The sequence below is a fragment of the Providencia sp. PROV061 genome (assembly GCF_011045655.1).
Taxonomy (GTDB): Bacteria; Pseudomonadota; Gammaproteobacteria; order Enterobacterales; family Enterobacteriaceae; genus Providencia; species Providencia hangzhouensis.
Genome location: NZ_CP042861.1, coordinates 3,081,824 through 3,099,398, shown reverse-complemented (window position 1 = coordinate 3,099,398; position 17,575 = coordinate 3,081,824). Strand labels below are relative to the sequence as shown.

Below are 17,575 nucleotides of genomic sequence, written 5' to 3'. Positions count from 1 at the left end.
TATCATTTATACGAAGAAATAAAAATATAGATAAGAGATAGAGAGTTTATTATGGATCTAACCGTTATTATTTTTATTTTAGTGTATGTCGCAATGGCTTTTGGGACTTTTCCAGGGATTAAAATTGACCGTACTGGCGCATCTGTAGCGGGTGCATTAGCCATGATAGGGTTTGGGATTATCTCGCCAAAATTATCTTGGGATGCAATTGATTATAGTGCAATTGGGCTATTATTTGGCTTAATGGTAGTATCTGCATCATTTACAGTATCCGGTTTTTATCACCAAGCGGCACAAAAAGTGGCGAGCTTAAATATTAGCCCTCCTAAATTAATGGCTGTTTTTATCATTGTTGGGGCACTTCTTGCTTCGGTACTTACAAACGATATTGTGGTGGTGGCGATGACACCTTTATTAGTTTCCGTCACATTATCCCGTGGGCTTAACCCTATTCCATTTTTACTTGGTTTTTGCTTTGCGGCCAATAATGGTGCCGCAGGATCTTTAATTGGTAGCCCTAAAAATATGGTTGTGGCACAAGGATTGGATTTATCTTTTATTGGAATACTCAATATTACAGCCATTCCAGTCTTATTTTCAGTTCCTATTGTATGGTGTGTGATTACCTTGCTTTATCGTAATCGTTGGTATTTATCTGAAGACAAAAAGTCATTAATGCCCAATGTTGAGCCTTCGATTATTGAATTCAATTGGTGGGAAACGATAAAAGCCGCTACGGTTTTATTTATTGTTATTTTGGCGTTTTTATTTAGTGATTTTCCGCGTGAGCTTGTTGCATTATCGGCAGCCTGTTTTTTATTGTTAAACAGAAAAATAGCATCCAGTGACATGTTAAAGCATGTTAATGGTGACTTAATTCTTCTAATGATGGGCCTATTTATTATTAATACCGCATTTTCCAATACAGGTATCCCTCAGGAGGTATTGCACTACTTATTGGGTAAAGGTATCGATCTAAATAGTCCTATTACGTTATTTTTGGTCACCATCGTGATGAGTATTTTTGTAGGGACAACACCAACGGTGATTTTATTAATCCAGTTTGTTTACCCCCATGGAAATGTTGATTTATTAGGTGCTGCTTTAATCTTAGGTGCTTGTTTTGCAGGTAATATATTTATATTTGGCAGTATTGCTGGGATTATTGCTGTTGAGCAATCCTCAGCTCATGGTATTAAAATATCGTTTTTAGAGTTTACAAAATCAGGTGGTATTATTTCCATTATTTGTATTTTTATTGCTGTTGTTTGGTTATCCATCTATTAGCTTATAGAGAGTTTCAGTATGTTTGAAGTCAAAAACTTATGTATAAAGCAAGATAACCGTACATTATGGGATTCAGTGTCATTTTCACTGAATAAAAATGAGCGTCTAGGGATTTCAGCACCGAGTGGTTTTGGTAAAACAACATTAGGTCGTGTATTAGCCCAATGGCAAATGCCTACGCAAGGCGATGTGCTATTTAATGGAAAAAAATTAACTCAAAAAGGGTATTGCCCTATTCAGTTAGTTCCTCAGCACCCTGAAAAATGTTTTAACCCTTATCGAACAGTCGGTGAAAGCGTGAAGGATGCTTGGGAGCCTGATCCATACTACCTTGAACGGTTGTTTATTAAATCAGAGTGGTTGGCTAGAAGGCCCAGTGAACTTTCTGGTGGCGAACTTGCTCGAATTGCCTTATTAAGAGCATTAGACCCAAGAACAAAAGTTTTAATTGCAGATGAAATTACTGCACAATTAGATGCGCATCTGCAGAAAGATATATGGCAGTTTTTAATTCAACTTTCTGAAGAAAGACCATTATCGATGATTGTTTTTAGCCATAATAAATTTCTATTGGAAAAGGTGTGTACCTCGATTTGGAATATGGCCATATCAGAATGAACTGTTTTATAAGGCTAAATAAAATTACGGGTCATTTAATATTATCATTTAACGACTAGTGATTAATAATGTTGAATTAATGTGTGTAATTTAAATTTTATTTTAAAAATGATGTCTTTAATTTATGATATTAAATAGAGAGGACCGCAATGGTAGCTATTGATATTTTATTAGTTGGCTCAGGTGGCGGTATTGGTTCACTACTTCGTTGGTGGATTGGTCGCCTGGTGGGGGAACGTTATCATGGGACGTTTCCATTATCCACATTCATTATTAATATTTCTGGTGCATTTGTTATTGGTTTTTTAAGCCGTTATTTTGCGATCGATTGGGATGACCGTTATGGGACATTTCTTCAATCAGCGGTTTTAACTGGGCTACTCGGTGGCTATACGACGTTCAGTAGTATGCAACTTGATGCTTTAAAATTGACTCAAACTAAACAAAAATTACTCGCACTATTTTACTTATTACTTTCGGTTTTATTTGGGTTAGCTGCGGCATTTATTGGTGCTTGGTTAGCAAACTAACAGGGGCTAAAAATGAATATTATGATCTTAGTTTTTATTGGTGGTGCAATTGGGGCAATTTCCAGAGAACTACTGATGGTGTCTGTTCCTACCATGAATAATCATTTCCCTCTTGACATATTTGTAGCAAATATTGTTGCTTCCTTATTATTGGGTGTTGTTGCAGGCTTACTTATGAGAAATAAAATAAGCCAAGGGATGAATGCCTTTTTAGCTACGGGGATCATGGGAGGATTATCGACATTTTCTAGCTTCGTTTACGGTGCAGTAGAAATAATGAAGTCTCCGCAGTTTTTATTGGTTGGAATGAGTTATTTGGTTTTAAGTATCGTTATTGGATTTGTTGCTATTTATATCGGATATTCAGTAGGTAATAGACAATACAGTTAGCTCTCATGCTGATATTTTAAAATTTATAAGTGAGTAAGAGGTTTTTGATATGAAAATAGGTAAATCAATATGGCATGGGATCACTTCAAAGCCTTATAGATTACAATTATTATTTGATATAATGCTTTTAATATTATCACCCGTGATCTTCATAAGTATAATTGGATTTGATACTAAAACTCTAGATATGGATGTTTTTATTGTTACATTAGTTATTTTGATTTATATTTACATTACACGTTGGTTTAGCCATTGGTATTGTAAGAGACGTGAAAATAAATAATGTATATGCGACAATTTGATAAAACCACATTCGCTTTTTTATCATAACTTGTGTTTGTTATGGTCTAAAAAGAGGGGAAGCTTCATAGTTTATTAAGAAGAAGCTTCCCTGTTTTTCCTTGCTATTAATTTATAATTTCACTTTTCTTTATAATTCTAAAAATGTTTAAAACTAAACTAGCAAGGATTGCAATAGCACCACCAATAAATGTCTCGTATGCCCTTGATATCGGTAGTAAGTAACTTGGATCATGTAAAAATTGAGTTTCTTCAAGAAGAAGCAGAACAAAAACAGTAATAGAAAATGTTTTTAGTAGATAATTTAAACGAAAAAGTGTTGGAATTAAAAATACAATTAAAGCTAAAACTGCTAAGTAAATATAAGTTTCCTTTGATTTTGTTATGCTAAACATGGAAATGACAAAAACAGCCGCCAATAGGCTTCCTAAAAATCTAAGTAAAGTAGCCTTTATTATATGCATTTCTTTTGGATGGAGTAACATAATGAATGTAAGGGGAGCCCAATAAGGTTTATATAAATTTAGATAGTCAGGTATTGAAAGGCTTAAAAATAGGAAAAAACTGAACAAGAAAGCTCGTATATATATTTTTTCGTCACTATGATATATTTCTTTTGAAAATAATCCGTTTTTAAATGCATGACTTTCAAAGTTTTTATGTTTTAGTAAGCTAAAAATAGTTAGACTAATAGCAATCCCTGAGATATAGGCCATTGGCAGGTCAATGCTAATAGAGTCAAGTGTTGTTCCCATGGAAGAAAAGATAATTAAAAATGGAAATGTACGGTCTAAGTAATCATCTTTTTTATAAAATAGATAATAGCAATATGATAAGATAAATAAGTATATATAAAAATAAACTGTTAACTTTAGTATAAAGCCAATGCCCCCACCAACGATGACCAAACATAATAAAAAAAACACATAAAAAATATTACTACTATCAGGTTTTGTATCATAAACGATATTAGAGAATAGAGTTGTTAAAAGACCAAATGTTCCACCAATGACACCAAATAAAAAAAAGCAGGCAGTTGAATTGACTATTGCGGTAATCAAAAAAACTCCGTTATTTCTAAAACTGATATATTTATTTTTTTTACTTATAACTTTCATATTGGTCGCTCATTTTGTCTTTTTTAGTCGTTTTTTATCATGTTTTAATCGGATTATATCATAGGCTAACGCATTTTTTATATATTAAGATATTTAGAATCTGATGAGATACGGGGATTTAAGATTATAAATATTGGCTCTGAGGAAGATCGAGAATAACAAGTGACGGGCAGGCCACAATCAACGCCATCTTTCTTATAATCGGAACAGATTGTTAGTTGAATGCGATAAAATTCACAGGGTATTGAATGGGATAAATAATATTAGAATTCCTTTTTCCTCATCGGCAAATTGGCTGCTCACCGATGAAAATTATCTGTTACACCTTAAGTGAAACTAATCACTATTAATTTGAGATTAGCAGATAATTACACTGCCAGCTTAAGCTGATAATTTTATTAGTAGTGAAGATAACTTGAGTTTTTTGTTTTATTTATATTAAATCATATAATTATGATGGTTTTGTAGATTGAAATATTTGGTTACATAGTTTATTTCTATGTACATTAGAACTTACTGGGCTTATCGCAGTTTGGTCTATTTTTTGTTCGATGATAATTCGGTTATGATTCATTTTTAGTGTTTTTCTGAAATTATATAGCGATATTTCAACCAGTTTACGCTAAGTCACTTATCCTAGGGAGATACAAAAAGGCCGCTAGGTTTACAGTCTATCCATAAGCTTTTATTATCCTTAACTCAAATCTTACCGTGCGCACTGGCTGAGATGACGGAAATTAACAGTTAATTATATTTACTTAACTCAATTTGTCATTCTTGATAAAGGATATCGCTATGCCAACTCCATGCTATATTTCCATTGAAGGAAAAACCCAAGGCAACATCACTGCCGGTGCATTTACTGCGGATTCTGTGGGTAACATCTATGTACAAGGTCATGAAGACCAAATGTTAGTGCAAGAATTTTCTCACGTTGTGACTGTACCGACAGACCCACAATCCGGCCAACCTTCAGGTCAGCGTGCACACAAGCCGTTCCGTTTTACTGTTGCGTTAAATAAAGCCGTTCCGCTGCTGTATAACGCGTTAGCGTCTGGCGAGATGCTGCCGAAAGTGGAACTGAAATGGTACCGCACCTCAGTTGAAGGTAAACAAGAGCATTTCTTCACCACCACGTTAACCGATGCGACTATCGTCAATATTGACTGCCAAATGCCTCACTGCCAAGACCCTGCAAAAGCCGATTTCACGCAGTTAATCGAAGTATCTCTGTCTTACCGCAAAGTGGACTGGGAGCACACGGTTGCAGGCACATCGGGTGCCGATGACTGGCGCGCACCGCTCGAAGCGTAATACCTTTTTGACGGGCTCTTTTGGGCTCGTCATCGCTTTTATTTCGTTCCCCGCTTCTTATCCATTTTGTCATGGAGACTAGTGATGTTTAGCAAAGACCCCAAAAAAACCACCATTGACCCCGTTTCTATTGTCAAAGATGAAGCGGTAAATCAAGTTAAAAATAAAGTGCAATCTAAAGTCAATGAGTTGGTGTCCGGTAAAGTACAAAAAGCGGCAGCATTAGCCCAACAAGGTGGGGCTTTGGCATCAACTGCGGCCTCCATGGCAACTCAGGCGACATCCCAATTGAACAGTGTAGCCAATAACCCGCTTATCCATGGCGGTGGATTTGGTGGTGGATTAAAACTTGGTGGTGGACAAACTTTTTCAGAAAGTCAGGCATTACAAGCCGCTCACGGGGCATTGTTAGATGCACTAGGCATGGGAAGTCTGGAAAGTGGCTTGGTGTTTACATGCTCAATTGCTGGGCTACCCGATGAAACTTTTCAAGTTACCGAATTTAATTTAACGGAAGGGTTGTCTTCGTTATTTTCCCTTTCGATTAGTGCTGTTAGTGCCTTACCGTTTATTGATTTTCAGAAACACCTTGGCGTCGCCTCTTCTTTAACCGTCAAGCGTGATGGTGTCCAAGTCCGTAAAGTGAATGGCATTTTAGCCGGGGCGGTTCAAGGGAATACGGATGGCGTAAAGACGTGGTATCACTTTGATATTCGTCCAGAAATGTGGGTAATGACCCTTAATCAAGATAGCCGTATTTTTCAAAATCAAAACGTACCGACCATATTAAAAACCTTGCTGGATGAAGCGCATGTGAAGTCGGACTGCAAGTTTTACCGTGATGACTTACATCCCAAACGTATTTACACCACCCAAAAGCGAGAATCCGCCTTTGATTTTTGGTGTCGTCTCGCCTTTGAGGAAGGGATTAACTTTTGGTTTGAAGAAAACCAATTGTTTTACAGTGACGAACACATGGGGATGACGGCGGGAATTAACCTGATGTATAACCCGCAAGCGGATACGGATATCAGCGACAGTACCGCCATGACATGGCAGTACGGTGAATACTTGTGTGTGGATGAAACCATTCATAAAGACAATAATTTCATTCGCCCTTCCTACCCACTTCAACATGAAAATAAATTGGAAAAGGGTGGGCAGCACAGCATCTTTGAAAGTTACGGCCGTTTTCAATTGGATGAAGAGGGCAAACCACTCACCCAAATTCGTTTTGAACAGTTACGTAATGGGAGCAAGGTGGGTAGTGCCACAACAAACTGCTTTGCCTTGATGCCGGGTAAAATCTTTACCTTATCGAATCATCCGCATCTTCCGATGAATAACAGCTGGCAAGTCATTAGCGTGAGTCATCATGGTGTCCAGCCTCTGGCAGATAATGGTGGCGGAGAAGGTACTCAGTTGTCGAACAGTGTTTCTTTTATCCCTGGTACGCAAGAGTGGCGGCCACCTTATCGTTATAAACCCACCGCGGATGGTGATGAAGTTGCGACTGTCGTGGGCCCTCCGGGTGAAGAAATCTATGTCAATGAACATGGTGCGGTGAAAGTCCATTTTCACTGGGACAGACGTGGAGAGCCTGACCACAGTGCTTCGTGTTGGGTGCGTGTTGCGATGGGTTGGAGTGGCGGCGGCTATGGTTTTTCTGCGGTACCACGCATCGGAACGGTCGTTCAGATTAGTTACCTGAATGGGGATATTGATAGGCCGATTATCACGGGCTGTACTTATGATGGTCGCAATGCGACTCCAATCAGTTTTCCTGAAAATAAAACCCGCACCACGTTTCGGACGAAAACCCATAAAGGGGAAGGGTTTAACGAGCTGCGCTTTGAGGATGAAAACGGCAAACAGGAAGTGTTTATACATGCCCAGAAGGATATGAATACCAAAGTCCTGAATGACCGTACCACACATGTGCTTCATGACCATATAGAGGTTATTGATAACAATCAAGCCATGCTGGTCAAAGGCAATCGAACTGAAAATATTGATAAAAATAATACGGAAACGGTGGGGCAACACAAGAGCATCACGGTGGGGAATACCTTATCAATCAATGTGGGCGATGTGATTGAACTGCGTTGTGGGGCAAGTGTTCTACGTATGGACAGTGGCGGTCATGTCACGATCAATGGCACGGAATTTAAGTTCGAAGCATCAGGCCCAGTGCAGATTACGGGTAAAGATGTGGATATAAATTAAGGAATAACCGATGTTTGAGGTGATGAATTATACGCCATTCCCACATTTGCTTTATCAAAAATACGGTAAACAAGCTGCGTTATTTAATGTACTGGCGTTTCGGCAAACGTTTCGACTTAAAACTGGGGGACATTATTCCGATTTAAATAATACACAGTTTCCACTCGTTATGGCGGATGATTACTATCATACTTCGGAAGACAGCAGCCTTATTGATGAAACTGATTTAGTCCTTGGGCGTCCTTGTACCAATATTCACATTCGCGGTGTGGCAAAACCTAAAGATGGTATTCCTACAGAACAATGGAGAGCGGGAATCAGAGTCAAGGATTTTTCTCGTACATGGACTTTAACGGGCCCATCCTATTGGCAATATGAAAAAGATAATTGGCAGTTAACCGCTCCTTTATTGACTGATGGAGTAAGTTTGCGCCATGAAATGGCATATGGTGGTCGTTGGATAAATACCCAAGGAGAAACTGACGCTTACGCAGCAAATCCGGTTGGAATAGGTTTTTATCCTGATATTTCCGCATTAGATAAATCTAAGCGATATCCAGCTCCGCAAATTATTGAGGACACTATAACGACACCAAGAGAACATCACGTCATTAATGAAGAGCAATTAACATTGGGTTCTGGCCCAGTATCCCGTTGGTGGATGGGGCGTCTTGAGTATGCTGGAACCTATGACAAACATTGGGAAGAAACGCGGTTCCCTTTTTATCCTGATGATTTTGATGAGCAATTTTTTAACTCTGCACCTGTCCATTTACGTTACCCCGGTTTCTTAGCGGGTAATGAACCCATTTTATTGGAAGGGTTGTTACCCGAATCTTCAACGGTTGTCACAGCTTTGCCCGATTACCAGTACCTTGTATTGCTTCAGGATATTGAGGGGGAGTTGTTTCCTGTTACACCTTTACTCGACACGTTAACCATTGACCTTGATAACCGATTTATTTCGGTCGTTCGTCGGGTGCGCATTCCTGCTGAATACCCCATAAAACAAGCTGTCATTTCAGTTGTTGTCCCTTCACAGACAAAAGGAGCATGTCATGTCGGATAAACACATAGGTGATGCAGAAGGCGGTTTTAAAGCAGTCAGTAGTGCGCCTGATGTTTGTAAGGTGGGCAATGCCGTAGTGCCGTTTGATAGCTATCAAAGCCTCAATCATATCAAAAAATTTGCAACATCCGTTAGAGCTAGGGGAGCTCTCACGTTAAATGTGGGCTCTATCATTGCAGGCTCTCAAAGTAATGCGGGCTCAGGAGTGATGTCTGGCACATCTCAAGGGAGTGGTGACTGCATAATACTGACGGGTAGTACTTCCGTACGTATTGAGGGGCAGCCAGCGGCGATGCATGGTTCGCTTGTCGCCATGAACAATAAAAATACGTTAGGGACATTAATCACGAATGAAGCGTCCCCTGGTAATCCTGTTGAAAGTAATAAAATACCGTGTAATGACCCCCCAGTAATTTCTGATTTATTACGAAACTTGGTCACGGAAAAAGAAGCGCTACAGCAAAGCTTTGTCAGTCAAGCAATAGTTGCAAAAGAGAATGCGGTTAATCAGGCGGATAAATATCTTGATGAGAAAATTGACAGTATTCGGTCTGAGCCTGTTGAAGGATGGGGATGGGCGGGGGATGCGTTTAATTTTTATCGGGATGTTAGAGATGGAGCAAGGCGGGCTACGCTAGGGCTTGTGAAAGACACGGGTATCGGTTTAGTACATATGTCTGATGCTATCCCAATAAACCCCATTCAAATGGTTAAAAATGCTGAAAATACACTAGATGCTTTAATCCTTCTCGAAAATACTCGTTTAGGCAATGTTTGCCAAGAAAGTATGTCTGAGAGTGCTAAAGAGGCATGGGAAAATACCAAAAAAGCAGTAAGTGACGCGATGGAGCGTTTGGAGAATAAATGGGATAAAGGCACCAGTGATAAAGCGGAGATCGTGTCCCGAGGAATATTAGAAATTGCGACAATATTATTACCTGCGAGCAAAGCAGGTACGGTAGGTAAAGCTGGGGAAGGTATAAATGCCATCAAAGGGGCTAGGGCTCTTGACGCGGTGGCGGATACGTCAAAAGGCATTACAACCCTGAAGGAGCTAAGAGCGGCTGAGGCCGCTATTGCCGCAAAAGAGGCGCAAGTTGCTGAAAAATCAATTCAAGCAATCACTGAGATCGCGAAAGATGCGGAACGAGCATTACCTGCGCCAGGACCCCGTATTTCACCGAAGGTTGAGGCTGCAGCTGAAAAACCATTAGGGACACCTAAAAACACCGATGTGAAAGCTGAAAACCCCGCACCGAAGAAAAGTGATGATGTAGGGGGGACTTGTACTGCTGGCGCAACATGTAAAGGTGAACCTGTTAATGTTGCAACAGGGGATTTTATTCAGCAGTGGCAAGTTGTTCGTATTCCCGGGTTATTACCCATTATCTTGCATCGAACATATCAGTCAACATCTGCTGCCAGTGGTCTTTTTGGTCCAAAATGGACGGATGAATGGTCACGTTGTTTACGAATTGACAACGACAAAATTATTTTTAAAGACAGCGATGGCGCTCAATTTGATTTTATTGCTAAAGAAAATACTGTTCGCTCCCGAAATACTCACGCACCGCATTATTTGTTGACGGGGTCTAAAAATGAATCATTGACGATTTTTGATAGCATACAGCAACATACCTTATCTTTTGCTCACATTGACGGTGACTATCGCCGTTTAAGTGCTATCACGGATCGGAACCAAAATAGCATTCATTTTATTTATAATGACACTCACCAGCTAGTCGAAATAAGAAGAAATGATGGCTTCCTTTTAGAGCTTGAATATCAAAAAGGTCAATTGCAGCGCATCATTGGAGGCAAACAGAAACATGAGCAGCATGTTTTTGCTGTGTGTGCGTATGATCCCCAAGGGTATTTATCGGAGTGTGAGGCCTATCAACAAAATCACCTTTGGCACCGCTATACCACTGATGGCTTAATGGTTCAGTGGGGGGATACCGATCAAACTGAATTAACACTCACTTATGATGATAAAGGCCGTGTCATTACAACTCACTCCTCTTCAGGGTATTGGCATGATCGTTTTATCTATGATGATACCCAACGAATGACCACCTATATTGATGGAGAGGGCGGGTATTCACGCTATTATTATAATGAAGATAATCTAGTTACTCGGGTGATTGACCCTCTTTGGCGTGAAACCCATACGCAGTGGAAGCAGCGTCAAAAAATCTCAGAAATCAATTCATTAGGTGAAAAGACAGAGTATGGCTATCATTTTGATGGCCAATTGGCTTACCTGTTCCTTCCCGATGGGCGTCATGTTTACTATGACTATAATGAGCTGGGGCAATTGATTTCCTACACGTCGCCATCGGGAGAAAAATGGCTGCTTGATTATGACACTCAAGGTAACCTAACGACCCTCACTGACCCTCAGGGTCACATTCAAGCCTACGAATACAGCCAACACGGTGAACTGCTTAAAGCCATTCACCCCAATGGGGCGCAGTGGCAATATGAATACAACAGCACCCATCAATTAATCAAAACAAAGAATCCATACCAAAATAGCACCGAATATCAGTTTGATGAGCTGGGGCGCTTGCAAGAATATACCGATGCACTGAAACACACGACGCGTTACCACTATAGCCAAGAGCATGCCAGTGAAAACGGCAGTGTCAGTGATATTCTTTTACCTGACGGTGTTCATCAACATATCGAGTACGACAGCGAACGCCGTGTGGTTGCTGTCACGGACGGTGAAGGCAAAATCACCCGTTATCGTTATGGCCCCTTTGATTTACTGCTGGCGATGGTACGTCCCGACGGTACAGAAGTCCGTTTTGAATATGACTCTTTGACGCGTTTAAAAGCGGTGATTAACGCTACAGGGGATAAATACACCTACGAGCGTGACCGCGCAGGGCAAATTATTCGTGAAACCGACTTTACAGGGCGAGTGCAAGAGCACCGTTATGATCAGTTAGGTCGCCGAATAGCAACACGTTATCCAGACCAACACGAATTACGTTGGCGTTATGATGTATCTGGGTTGGTTGTTGAACAAAGTGAATGGCTGGATAATGGCGTTGAAAATAAATGTTTATCGACCACGACCTATGAGTACAACGCACGTTTGCAATTGGTGAAAGCCACCAACCCCGATTCAGTGGTTGAATTTGAATATGATGCGCAGGGGCGTTTAACGTGTGAGCGAATCAATGGTCAAGAAATCAAACATGATTGGGACAGCGACCATTCGACGTTAACGCGTACCACTTTCGGTGATCGTGAACTTCATTATGCCTTTGGGCAGCTCGGCGAACTCACCTCACTGCAAATCAATCAGCATGCGCCACTGGAATTCGGCTACAATGCGGTCGGGCAAGAATACCTTCGCCGCAGTGAGGCGGGTTTTGTCAACTCTAGCCATTACACCGCCACCGGGTTACTCGCCCATCAACGGGCGGGGCGTGGCAGTGAAAACTTCTTGCAATCACTGCAACAGAATCCGCAGCAGCCGCCATTTTGTACGGATGTGCACCGTTCTTATCAATACGACCGTGCACACAATGTGGTGCGTATTGAAGATGACCGTTGGAAGCAAACCACTTATCGGTATAACGCGAACGACCAAATCACCGAAACCCAATACAGTAACCAAATTGGCAATCGCGATGAAAAGTTCCTTTATGATGCGAACCTGAATCTCACCGAGCACATGACATTGCCGTCGGATGCGAAAGGGGCGATGTTGCAGTTATTCCAGCAACAACAAGCAGGACGTGTTACGCGGCGGGATACGGCAAGGGGGTATCAACTTTACCATTACGATGTCAACGGGCGGTTAGAGAAAAAGGTTGTTTATGAACATGGCTATCGACCAAAAGAGTGGCGCTATCTGTGGAACACTCAAAACCAACTGACCGCATGCTTCACACCAAAAGGGGATTGTTGGCGCTATACCTACGATGCGTTTGGTCGCAGGCTGAGTAAAACGCAAACAGTGGATAGCCAAGCGGCTCATATCAATCCACTGTTTCCCCAACTTAAGCCCAAAGTGACGGCATGGCACTATTTGTGGTCGGGCGACCAAATGGTGGAAGAAACGCCGATTTATGCGGATGGGACAATCGCTTATGACTCGCAAGTGCAATGGCTGTATGAACCGGGTGCAATCACACCGACGGCGCGCTATCAAAATGGCAAATTGCATTATGTGGTGACCGACCACCAAGGGACACCCCGAGAGATTTTCACAGAAGCGGGTAAGGCTAGCTGGGCAGGGCGGCTCAATACGTGGGGACAGATGCAGTTTTGGCAATCCCGCGATGGTCTTGCTGACAATGACCCAACTTATACCGAATGTCACTTCCGTTTTGCAGGTCAATATGAAGACCGAGAAACGGGGTTGTATTACAACCGCTTCCGCTATTATGATAAGGACAGTGGGCAGTATATTAGTCCCGACCCGATAGGGCTACTGGGTGGATTTAATCCGTATGGGTATGTGCATTGTCCGACTGGGTGGGTTGATCCGTTTGGATTGGCGAAAGAGCCTATTATTTTCCTACCTGACGGTGGTGATGTACTACACCCTAAAACCGTTTCAGCTCAAAATCCTGAAGGGTTATTTACAATAAAAGCTACAGGTAGCTATGCGGATGATAAGTTAGCATTATATAAAGCGGCTGGTATAGATGAGTATCCTTCACGTAAATGGATTAGTCACCATGTAAGCTATAATCCAGCAACGAATGAGATGACAATGCAATTGGTAAATCCTGAATATCATAGCCACCCTCATGTTGGAGGTGCTCATCAATTTGAGGAAAAAACTGGACATAAATATGGAACTCAAGATGCTATCGATGAAGCAACTAAACGAAATAGTGCCATATTGAATTGCAAACCTGGAGGGATAAAACGTTGAGTAAATTTTTTACAGATCCTCATTTAAAATTTGAAAAATCACTACACGGGTTAACATCAGAGGAAATAAATACATTTATTCCTCAAGACTTTAGTGGAAAGAATTTCTTTATTGAATTTTATGAGCACTTCAACGGTGGTTATTTTTATGGCGGTGCTTTTATCTATCGTGATAATTTTTATAAAATAGAAGATAATGATTACAACCTGATGGAAATTGAATCATTTAATTTTATACCAATAAATGATGTCGATTCTCCTTATTTGCTTTCAGTGTCCGATGTATTGAAATATAGATGTAATGTCTCTAAGGCTTTTCTTGATTTTTCTCAATTACATATTCCTTTTGCTGGAGATGCAGGGGATAGTGATTATTGGATTAATCTTGAAACGGGAAAAATCAAATATACTAAGTCTACAGATATTGATTGTTTAAATAACATCATTGATATAGCACCATCTTTTTGTGATTTTTGTACGAATATACAATCACAAAGAAGATAATTACTTAACGTTGATCTAATAAGCCAGAAATATACTTCTGGCTTATTTTTAAGAGCCGCCTAGTTTATCTTTTAGTCGCTAACATACTCCGCCATCACTCCGCGCATTGAGTTTTTTATCTCACTCAGTTGAGCTTGCTGTTGTTGGTTTTGTTGTTTTATCGCTCGGGTGTCCTCGCTGTTGGGGAGCAATACCAAACAGCCGTTTAAGATTTTCACTGTGAACGTGAAGCCTGTCTCAAAAACTGCGTCTTTTAGCCACTGCCCTTTAAGGTGAATTGCGGGCGGTGGGCTGGTTTTTCTGAGAGTGAGCCTTGTCCATCGATTAACTCTAGCCATTACACCGCCACCGGGTTACTCGCCCATCAACGGGCGGGGCGTGGCAGTGAAAACTTCTTGCAATCACTGCAACAGGATCCGCAGCAGCCGCCATTTTGTACCGATGTGCACCGTTCTTACCAATACGACCGTGCACACAATGTGGTGCGTATTGAAGATGACCGTTGGAAGCAAACCACTTATCGGTATAACGCGAACGACCAAATCACCGAAACCCAATACAGTAACCAAATTGGCAATCGCGATGAAAAGTTTCTTTATGATGCAAACCTGAATCTCACCGAACACATGACATTACCGTCAGATGCGCAAGGGGCGATGTTGCAGTTGTTCCAGCAGCAACAAGCAGGGCGTGTCACGCGGCGAGATACGGCAAGGGGGTATCAACTTTACCACTACGATGTGAATGGGCGGCTAGAGAAGAAAATCGTTTATGAACATGGTTACCGCCCAAAGGAATGGCGCTATCTGTGGAGCACACAAAACCAACTGACCGCGTGTTTCACACCAAAAGGGGATTGTTGGCGCTATACCTACGATGCGTTTGGTCGCAGGCTGAGTAAAACGCAAACCGTGGATAGCCAAGCGGCTTATGTCAATCCACTGTTTCCCCAACTTAAGCCCAAAGTGACGGCATGGCACTATTTGTGGTCGGGTGACCAGCTGGTGGAAGAAACGCCGATTTATGCGGATGGGACAATCGCTTATAACTCGCAAGTGCAATGGCTGTACGAACCGGGTGCAATCACACCGACGGCGCGCTATCAAAATGGCAAGTTGCATTATGTGGTGACTGACCACCAAGGGACGCCCCGAGAGATTTTTACCGAAGCGGGCAAGGCGAGTTGGGCAGGGCGGCTGAATACGTGGGGGCAGATGCAGTTTTGGCAATCCCGCGATGGCCTTGCTGACAATGACCCCAATTATACGGAGTGCCACTTTCGTTTTGCGGGTCAATATGAAGACTCGGAATCTGGCTTGTATTACAATCGTTTTCGGTATTATGATAGGGACAGTGGGCAGTATATCTCCCCTGACCCAATAGGGCTACTGGGTGGGTTTAATCCTTATGGGTATGTGCATTGTCCGACAGGGTTTGTTGATCCGTTTGGGTTGGCGGGAGACTGTTGTGATAAGCTGAAGTGGGGAAATCCTAAAAGCAAACCAACTTATGGACATACATTTATTGATCATGGTCAAAAATTAAAACCTCAGCAACTTATGGATAGAGCCAGGGCTAAAAATCATCAGATAGGGCAGTATTTAGATGATAATGCGGCTGCTAATTTTATTTCTGATGTTGCTAAAAAAGGACCTGGTGTACATGATGTCCCCTTGCCCAATAATATAAGCGGTCGTGGATATTTACCTAATGGAGTAGAAATAAAACCGGATATGGCTAGAGTAGTTGTAAAGCCTGATGGCTCGATTAGGACATCGTTTCCATATAGCTCATCTCATCCCAATTAAATGGAGGTTTTATTTTATGTGTATCAATCAATTAGCTATGGACTTAGGGTTGCCAATGGGAGATGAATACACTCAAGATTGGGCCTATGAATTACCAGAACTATATCGAACAAAAGAATGGCTAAAGAAATACATTCAAGCATACTCGAATGATAAATATAATACATTTGAAAAGAATGAATTAATGGAATTAATGCTTGATATTGTAAATGATTTATTGCTTCAAAATAGTAAGAAAGATGATTTGATAATAAAAGTTTTGACTTTATTATCTGATAATCATCAAATTCATTTACAACTAATAGAACACTGGTCTTTAGATGATGAATCATTAGAAAATTGTTTTGAATTAACTCCAGCTGTTAGAGAAATTAGAGATAGCATACTAATTAAATGATTAAGAATGGCCAGAAGATTCTTCGATCTTCTGGCTTCTTCATTTTTAAGGTCCATTCAGCTTTCCCTTTAGCCGCTGATAGACTCCGCCATCAGCTCGCGCATGGTGTGCTGTGCGCGCTGGATGGTTATGTATATATCGGTGGTGAAGGCAGCAGCTTATGGCGTGGTCGTAAATTTCAATGGGAAAAATTGTACCACGGTGGCTCGACGATTTTACTGAATCAGCTGCGCTGGTTTGAAGATAAAGTTTGGGCTTGTGACGACTACCGCTTGCAATGTTGGGACGGCAATGAAATGGTACGCTCGATGGATGGTGATGAAACCGTTCTTCTGTCTGGTCATATGGATGTGCGTGACGGTATTTTAGTGGTAGCGGGTGATTATAGTGTAGACCTTTATGATGGGACGGCATGGCATAAGATTGTTAGGCCTTATAGTTAATAGAAGTCTGCCGAGGAAAAGGAAAATAAGATGCGCGATGAAGCTTTTGAATTATTTGTTGAAAAATTTGGAGAAGCCACTATATCTCGTTTTGTTTCAGAGGAAAAAATCAACCAGTGGCGTGGTAAGTTACCTGAATTACTTTTGACTTATTGGCACAATGAAGGATGGAGTAGTTATTATAATGGATTATTTACAATTGTAGATCCTGATGACTATGAGGATATTGTCGATGAGTGGTTGGAAAACACTTATTTAGAGGAAATTGATAGTTTTCATGCGATTGCCATTAATGGATTTGGGAATATCTATTTATGCGGTGAAAGAACTGGCCAGTGTGTAGTTATTAATACGGCATTTAATACTCTATTTGTACAAACTAAAGAATTGAAAAAACAGCATACTGAAAAAAGTTTAAACATTAGTATAGAGACTCTATTTGCATTTTCTAAGATAGATAGACATAGTAAAGAAGGTCTTTTTGAAAAAGCGGTAAAAAAACTTGGGCCTCTTGGTGATAATGAAATATTTGGTTTTGAACCTGCGATTATTTTAGGTGGGGAACCTGATATTAAATACATACAAAAAGTTGATGCGCGTATTCATTTGTCTATTTTAGCCCAATTGGCTGAACCAGAAATTAATGAAATTAATTTTTAGATTCAAAGA

General features: G+C 40.8%; 15 protein-coding genes. 13 read left to right on the top strand and 2 right to left on the bottom strand.

Annotated elements, in window-relative coordinates; translation table 11 throughout:
- The first annotated feature begins 51 nt into the window (after window positions 1-51).
- The 4 genes from FVA72_RS14155 to FVA72_RS14140 all read left to right on the top strand — a co-directional run bounded on the left by FVA72_RS14155 (window position 52) and on the right by FVA72_RS14140 (window position 2,825).
- A complete protein-coding gene (locus FVA72_RS14155; protein WP_110591473.1) occupies window positions 52-1,287 on the top strand; it encodes an SLC13 family permease in 1,236 nt (411 codons plus the stop codon).
- Between the two features lie 18 nt (window positions 1,288-1,305).
- Window positions 1,306-1,905, top strand: a complete 600-nt coding sequence (locus FVA72_RS14150) for an ATP-binding cassette domain-containing protein (RefSeq protein WP_004256058.1) — start codon at window positions 1,306-1,308, stop codon at window positions 1,903-1,905.
- 149 nt (window positions 1,906-2,054) lie between these two features.
- The gene (gene crcB, locus FVA72_RS14145; protein WP_004256057.1) at window positions 2,055-2,435 is read left to right on the top strand and encodes a fluoride efflux transporter CrcB; all 381 of its coding nucleotides are present in this window, start codon (window positions 2,055-2,057) and stop codon (window positions 2,433-2,435) included.
- 12 nt (window positions 2,436-2,447) lie between these two features.
- Window positions 2,448-2,825, top strand: a complete 378-nt coding sequence (locus FVA72_RS14140) for a CrcB family protein (RefSeq protein WP_110591474.1) — start codon at window positions 2,448-2,450, stop codon at window positions 2,823-2,825.
- A 407-nt stretch (window positions 2,826-3,232) separates the two neighbouring features.
- Here the strand turns inward: FVA72_RS14140 and FVA72_RS14135 are convergent, their stop codons facing one another.
- Complete coding sequence (locus tag FVA72_RS14135) at window positions 3,233-4,243, bottom strand: FUSC family protein (protein ID WP_110591475.1); 1,011 nt, start codon at window positions 4,241-4,243, stop codon at window positions 3,233-3,235.
- Window positions 4,244-5,038: 795 nt separating this feature from the next.
- Here FVA72_RS14135 and FVA72_RS14130 point away from each other — a divergent pair.
- From FVA72_RS14130 to FVA72_RS14110, 5 genes are all read left to right on the top strand, one after another.
- Window positions 5,039-5,557, top strand: coding sequence for an Hcp family type VI secretion system effector (locus FVA72_RS14130; protein ID WP_004250011.1), 519 nt, complete (start codon window positions 5,039-5,041; stop codon window positions 5,555-5,557).
- Window positions 5,558-5,641: 84 nt separating this feature from the next.
- Window positions 5,642-7,783: a type VI secretion system Vgr family protein gene (locus FVA72_RS14125; RefSeq protein WP_110591476.1), complete on the top strand. Its 2,142-nt coding sequence runs from the start codon at window positions 5,642-5,644 to the stop codon at window positions 7,781-7,783.
- A gap of 10 nt (window positions 7,784-7,793) precedes the next feature.
- Complete coding sequence (locus FVA72_RS14120; protein ID WP_110591477.1) at window positions 7,794-8,852, top strand: DUF2169 family type VI secretion system accessory protein; 1,059 nt, start codon at window positions 7,794-7,796, stop codon at window positions 8,850-8,852.
- Entirely contained in the window at window positions 8,842-13,755 is a 4,914-nt protein-coding gene (locus FVA72_RS14115) for an RHS repeat-associated core domain-containing protein (RefSeq protein ID WP_110591478.1), read from the top strand. Before FVA72_RS14120 ends, FVA72_RS14115 begins: the two co-directional genes overlap by 11 nt.
- The gene (locus FVA72_RS14110) at window positions 13,752-14,258 is read left to right on the top strand and encodes an SMI1/KNR4 family protein (RefSeq protein ID WP_110591479.1); all 507 of its coding nucleotides are present in this window, start codon (window positions 13,752-13,754) and stop codon (window positions 14,256-14,258) included. The genes FVA72_RS14115 and FVA72_RS14110 overlap by 4 nt, the downstream gene beginning before the upstream one ends.
- Window positions 14,259-14,329: 71 nt before the next feature.
- Here FVA72_RS14110 and FVA72_RS14105 read toward each other — a convergent pair whose 3' ends face one another.
- Window positions 14,330-14,596 (bottom strand): SymE family type I addiction module toxin, encoded by a 267-nt coding sequence (locus FVA72_RS14105; RefSeq protein WP_110591480.1) that lies wholly within the window; start codon window positions 14,594-14,596, stop codon window positions 14,330-14,332.
- 57 nt (window positions 14,597-14,653) lie between these two features.
- On the opposite strand from FVA72_RS14105, the gene FVA72_RS14100 reads away from it, so the two are divergent.
- The 4 genes from FVA72_RS14100 (at window position 14,654) to FVA72_RS14085 (ending at window position 17,566) form a co-directional block, all read left to right on the top strand.
- Complete coding sequence (locus tag FVA72_RS14100) at window positions 14,654-16,066, top strand: RHS repeat domain-containing protein (protein ID WP_243154710.1); 1,413 nt, start codon at window positions 14,654-14,656, stop codon at window positions 16,064-16,066.
- Window positions 16,067-16,082: 16 nt separating this feature from the next.
- Window positions 16,083-16,463 carry a hypothetical protein gene (locus tag FVA72_RS14095; RefSeq protein ID WP_110591481.1) on the top strand — a complete coding sequence of 127 codons (381 nt, stop codon included), beginning with the start codon at window positions 16,083-16,085 and terminating at the stop codon, window positions 16,461-16,463.
- A 107-nt stretch (window positions 16,464-16,570) separates the two neighbouring features.
- The gene (locus FVA72_RS14090; protein WP_243154709.1) at window positions 16,571-16,906 is read left to right on the top strand and encodes a hypothetical protein; all 336 of its coding nucleotides are present in this window, start codon (window positions 16,571-16,573) and stop codon (window positions 16,904-16,906) included.
- A 30-nt stretch (window positions 16,907-16,936) separates the two neighbouring features.
- The gene (locus tag FVA72_RS14085) at window positions 16,937-17,566 is read left to right on the top strand and encodes a GAD-like domain-containing protein (protein ID WP_110591482.1); all 630 of its coding nucleotides are present in this window, start codon (window positions 16,937-16,939) and stop codon (window positions 17,564-17,566) included.
- Window positions 17,567-17,575: the final 9 nt, after the last annotated feature.

Coding starts and splice junctions, on each gene's coding strand:
- FVA72_RS14155 (WP_110591473.1), top strand. CDS start 52: ATGGATCTAACCGTTATTATTTTTATTTTAGTGTATGTCGCAATGGCT.
- FVA72_RS14150 (WP_004256058.1), top strand. CDS start 1,306: ATGTTTGAAGTCAAAAACTTATGTATAAAGCAAGATAACCGTACATTA.
- crcB (WP_004256057.1), top strand. CDS start 2,055: ATGGTAGCTATTGATATTTTATTAGTTGGCTCAGGTGGCGGTATTGGT.
- FVA72_RS14140 (WP_110591474.1), top strand. CDS start 2,448: ATGAATATTATGATCTTAGTTTTTATTGGTGGTGCAATTGGGGCAATT.
- FVA72_RS14135 (WP_110591475.1), bottom strand. CDS start 4,243: ATGAAAGTTATAAGTAAAAAAAATAAATATATCAGTTTTAGAAATAAC.
- FVA72_RS14130 (WP_004250011.1), top strand. CDS start 5,039: ATGCCAACTCCATGCTATATTTCCATTGAAGGAAAAACCCAAGGCAAC.
- FVA72_RS14125 (WP_110591476.1), top strand. CDS start 5,642: ATGTTTAGCAAAGACCCCAAAAAAACCACCATTGACCCCGTTTCTATT.
- FVA72_RS14120 (WP_110591477.1), top strand. CDS start 7,794: ATGTTTGAGGTGATGAATTATACGCCATTCCCACATTTGCTTTATCAA.
- FVA72_RS14115 (WP_110591478.1), top strand. CDS start 8,842: ATGTCGGATAAACACATAGGTGATGCAGAAGGCGGTTTTAAAGCAGTC.
- FVA72_RS14105 (WP_110591480.1), bottom strand. CDS start 14,596: ATGGCTAGAGTTAATCGATGGACAAGGCTCACTCTCAGAAAAACCAGC.
- FVA72_RS14095 (WP_110591481.1), top strand. CDS start 16,083: ATGTGTATCAATCAATTAGCTATGGACTTAGGGTTGCCAATGGGAGAT.
- FVA72_RS14085 (WP_110591482.1), top strand. CDS start 16,937: ATGCGCGATGAAGCTTTTGAATTATTTGTTGAAAAATTTGGAGAAGCC.